This is a genomic window from Pseudomonas sp., from assembly GCF_026224925.1.
Taxonomy (GTDB): Bacteria; Pseudomonadota; Gammaproteobacteria; order Pseudomonadales; family Pseudomonadaceae; genus Aquipseudomonas.
In genome coordinates, this window is record NZ_JAMFRV010000637.1 from 1 (window position 1) to 4603 (window position 4603).

3 protein-coding genes are annotated in these 4603 nt (G+C 57.1%); 1 reads left to right on the forward strand and 2 read right to left on the reverse strand.

Annotated features, from left to right (window positions below; genetic code table 11):
- The first annotated feature begins 186 nt into the window (after positions 1–186).
- Positions 187–864, forward strand: a complete 678-nt coding sequence (locus tag M0974_RS26470; protein ID WP_297844101.1) for a VacJ family lipoprotein — start codon at positions 187–189, stop codon at positions 862–864.
- Positions 865–896: 32 nt separating this feature from the next.
- On the opposite strand, the gene ybaL is transcribed toward M0974_RS26470, so the two are convergent.
- Positions 897–2603, reverse strand: coding sequence for a YbaL family putative K(+) efflux transporter (ybaL, locus tag M0974_RS26475; protein WP_297844104.1), 1707 nt, complete (start codon positions 2601–2603; stop codon positions 897–899).
- A gap of 148 nt (positions 2604–2751) precedes the next feature.
- Positions 2752–4239 (reverse strand): helicase HerA-like domain-containing protein, encoded by a 1488-nt coding sequence (locus tag M0974_RS26480; RefSeq protein ID WP_297844106.1) that lies wholly within the window; start codon positions 4237–4239, stop codon positions 2752–2754.
- Between the last annotated feature and the right edge of the window lie 364 nt (positions 4240–4603).

The following is a 4603-nucleotide window of genomic DNA, read 5'->3' on the forward strand; positions in this document are numbered from 1 at the left end:
CGGCAGCCTGGCCATCGCCCGCCATCCGGGTACAGCGAGCATGGGGACTGTGTTGCTGCTCAGTCTGTTTGCTGTTTTGCTTTCGACGTTCGTCTTTCTTCCAGCCTTGTTGTATAGGCTTCCCAGGCCGGTCCCAGCGTGATCTCACCAGGAGTTTCAGCGATGCCCCTAACAGGTAGAGACGTCATGAGTTGTTTGGCTAAGGTGTGTTTCATAACCAGCGCCGCCCTAATGTCTTTTGTGGCTCAAGCCGCTGATGAAGATCCGTGGGAGGGCGCCAATCGAGTCATTTATCGCTTTAACGACACCCTGGATACCTATGCGCTGAAGCCACTGGCGCAGGGCTATCAGTTCATCACGCCGCAGTTTCTGGAAGATGGCATTCATAATTTTTTCAGGAACGTCGGCGACGTCGGTAATTTGGCCAACGACGTGCTGCAAGGTAAAGCTCACGCTGCAGGTGTCGATACGGCGCGTTTGTTATTGAACACCACGCTGGGTGTGGTCGGGTTCTTCGACGTCGGTACCAGAATGGGTCTGCAGCGTAACGACGAGGATTTCGGCCTTACCCTCGGTCATTGGGGAGTGCCCACCGGCCCTTATGTGATGTTGCCGTTCTTGGGCCCTAGTACCGTGCGCGATGGGATAGCCAAATATCCGGACACGTATGCATCACCGTACCGTTATGTAAACGACATTCCTGTGCGCAACAGCGCTTTTGCTTTGGATATTGTAGATACCCGCGCCAGCTTGCTGTCCAGCGAGAAACTGATCACCGGGGACAAATATACGTTTATCCGTAACGCCTACCTACAGAGCCGGGAATTCAAGGTTAAAAACGGTAAGGTGCAGGATGATTTTTAGGCTGAATCAAGCTTGGGTCGGTAATGGGCTGCCTATGCTTTGTGCTCAGGTGCAAAGCGTTCCAGCACATGCCGCGTGAGGCCATTCGCCAGCTCTTCCTCGGCATAGAACACCGTTCCGATTCCGTCATTACGCAACATCGTCGCCTCTTCTTCGCTGTGCGTTCGCAGCACAATCTCGATACCCGGATTCAGGGTGCGCGCCGTGTCGGTCATTTGCCGCACGATCAATGGATCCAACGTTGCAACCACCAGCATCGAGGCTTTGGCTATATGCGCCTGAATCAGCACAGAAGGATCAGCTGCGTTGCCTGACACCGCTGCCACGCCTTTGCCGCGAAGGTCTTCTACTAGTTCGCGGTTTTGGTCCGCGACAACATAAGGAATGCCTCGCGCCTCCAATGACGTGGCGATACGCCTGCCGATCCGGCCATAGCCTACCAATACAACTTGTCCCTCCAGGTACTTGCTCTCGGTGCTCATGGGTAATTCGGCAAAGGGATCCCCGCGCTGCTCCAGACGGCGCGCGAGTTTCGATCGTCCAAGGATCCAGCGACGTATCGGGCCAATGGCGGAGAACAACATTGGGTTGAGGGTAATGGAGATCAGCGCGCCCGCCAGCACCAGGCTCATGCCTTCGGAGGGGAGCAATCCCAGTGACAGTCCCAATCCCGCCAAAATGAAGGAGAATTCACCGATCTGCGCCAGGCTAGCGGAAACAGTCAACGCGGTGTTTAGCGGGTAGCGAAACACCAGCACCAGCGCGAAAGCCGCAATGGATTTTCCGAAGACAATGATCGCGACCACACCCAGCACACGCCAAGGCTGTTCTAATAGAATCGCGGGCTCGAACAGCATGCCCACCGAGACAAAGAACAGCACCGAAAAAGCGTCACGCAGCGGCAGCGATTCATTGGCTGCGCGGTGGCTGAACTCAGACTCTCGCATCACCATGCCAGCAAAGAACGCGCCCAGGGCGAACGAGACACCGAACAATTCAGCCGCTCCATAGGCAATGCCGATGGGGGCGGCAATCACCGCCAGGGTAAATAACTCGCGTGATCCGGTGCGGGCTATCTGCCACAGCAGCCAAGGCAAAATCCGACGTCCGGCTACCATCATCAGCGCGATGAAGGCCACGACTTCCAATAATGTCTGCCCAATGGTGATCCACAGCGGTTTGGAGGAGGCCATGTCGGGCACTATTGACCCACCTAGCATGCCCGCCAACGGTGGCAGGAGCACCAAGACCAAGACGGTGGCCAGATCCTCAACCACCAGCCAGCCCACCGCAATTCGCCCGTTCATGCTTTCCAGCACGCCCTGTGTTTCGAGGGCCTTTAACAGCACCACCGTACTGGCGCAGGACAGGGATAAGCCGAAAACCAGCGCGCTGCCCAGGCTCCACCCCCACCACCAGGCCGCCAGCATGCCCAGCACGGTGGCCAAGCCCATTTGCACAACGGCGCCAGGGATGGCGATTCGTTTGACCGCCAACAAGTCTTTGAACGAGAAGTGCAGGCCGACGCCAAACATCAGCAACATGACGCCAATCTCGGCGAGTTGTGAGGCCAGATGCACATCGGCCACGAAGCCTGGTGTCCCAGGGCCGATAATGATCCCCGCCGCCAAGTAACCGACCAACGCGGTGATCTTGATTTTCTCGGCCAGGAAGCCAAGGAACAGGGCGACGCCAAAGCCTGCGGCCAGTGTGGTGATCAGAGAAAGGTTATGTTCCATCGTCGATTCCCTTCGTTAAAGCTGCCCAGCGGGATCGGTAGAACAGCAGTCCAGAATAATTGTTACCGGACTTTATCCCGCATCTGCCGGGCGACGGCTTCAGGATTTGAGTTTCTAAATGATTCTGCGGTCCTTGCCTCTGTCAGCCTTACTTCTTTTTTTTGCCCCCACCCAATAACGACCCCATCAAACCGCGTACCAACTCCCTCCCGATCTGATTGGCTGCGGTACGCATCGCGTTTTTCATCGCTTGCCCCGCCAGGCCACCCAAAAAACCTCCCGCCATGTCGGCAAATCCGCCACCCGACGCTTCCTTTGCCGGCGCATCGGTTTGGTCCGGAGCCGCGACCTTGCGCGCCAACAGCATTTCATACGCGGACTCCCGGTCTATGGGCTTGTCATAGCGCCCAGCCAAAGGGGATTGGGCAATCAAAACCGCACGCTCGGCTTCGCTCAAAGGCCCAATCCGCGATTGTGGAGGGGCGATCAATACTCGCCTGACCATTTCCGGTGTCCCGTTGTCCTGCAGTGTGCCCACCAGTGCCTCACCCGTGCCCAATTGCGTCAGCACTGCCAGCGTGTCGAACTCTGGATTGGGGCGAAAGCCATCCGCCACGGCACGCAGGGAGCGCTGCTCTTTACTGGTGAACGCTCGTAGGCCGTGCTGGATGCGCAAGCCCAACTGCGCGAGGATGTTGTCCGGCAAATCGCTTGGTGATTGAGTGACGAAATACACGCCAACGCCCTTGGAACGAATCAGCCGAACGACCTGTTCAAGACGCTCTTGCAGCGCCTTCGGTGTGCCAGCAAACAGCAGATGCGCCTCGTCAAAGAACAGCGCCAGCAGCGGCTTGTCAGCATCGCCACGCTCAGGCAATTGCTCAAACAGTTCCGCCAGCAACCACAACAGGAAAGTGGCGTAAACCTTGGGCGCTTCATGCACGAGGCGACTGGCATCCAGCAGGTGGATACGCCCCCGGCCATCACTATCAAGTTGCAGAATGTCTTGAAGCTGCAGAGCAGGTTCGCCAAACAATGCCTCGGCACCTTGTTGCTCCAGCACTGCCAAACGCCTAAGCAATGCCTGGCTAGATCCGGTCGTCATCAGCGCGCTGTCTTCGCCCAGCAATTGCGGGTGTTCGCGAAGGTGATTGAGCAGGGCCTTGATGTCTTTGATGTCCAGCAGCAACAAACCCTCTCGATCCGCCACCTTGAACGCTGCGTACAACGTCGATTGCTGGCTGTCGGTCAGTTCCAACAAACTGCCTAGCAGCAGCGGGCCCATTTCCGACAACGTGGTGCGTAATGGATGACCGGATTGGCCGTGCACATCCCACAGGGTAACGGGATAGCCTTGGGGGCGATGATTGAGCCACGGCATGCTGGCAATGCGTTCGGCGATTTTACCTTGGGGGTTGCCGGCGGCACCTAGCCCGCACAGGTCACCCTTGATATCAGCGGCGAAAACGGCCACGCCTGCATCGCTGAAGGCTTCGGCCAGACGCTGAAGGGTCACGGTTTTGCCGGTCCCCGTGGCCCCGGCGATCAAGCCATGACGATTTGTCAGCCGTAGCGCTTGGCCAATGGGTTGCCCATCAAGGCTGGCGCCGAACAGAATTTGTTGAGAGTCAGGCATGTGATCTCCGTGCAAAAGTGATCGAAATTCATGAAAGCCTCCAGCATCGGCGCGCCGAACCACCCGAAGTGCGGGCAACAGAGGGCTGAAAGAAATCGACCTCCTTCACTTTAGCCCACGCTTGGTCAGGCGTTGATCTGTGCGCCAACCGGCGCTTATGCCTTCATGAACGTCACGCTGATCTGCAATTTCAAGACACTACAGGTTAGAGGCTTTAATCAAGCATTCGCGAAAATCCAGGATTGTGGTGTCCACGTAGGGTTCATCGCGCCAGCAAATGCCGATGTAGCCTTCGGCGTTCATTTCAAAATCCAGGACTTTTACCAGTCCATTGCGGCTGAAATGCTCAGCAACCCTGCCGGAG

What these genes read in the sequence shown, in the direction of transcription:
- M0974_RS26470 (WP_297844101.1), top strand. Translation starts at nt 187, where the DNA reads ATGAGTTGTTTGGCTAAGGTGTGTTTCATAACCAGCGCCGCCCTAATG.
- ybaL (WP_297844104.1), bottom strand. Translation starts at nt 2,603, where the DNA reads ATGGAACATAACCTTTCTCTGATCACCACACTGGCCGCAGGCTTTGGC.
- M0974_RS26480 (WP_297844106.1), bottom strand. Translation starts at nt 4,239, where the DNA reads ATGCCTGACTCTCAACAAATTCTGTTCGGCGCCAGCCTTGATGGGCAA.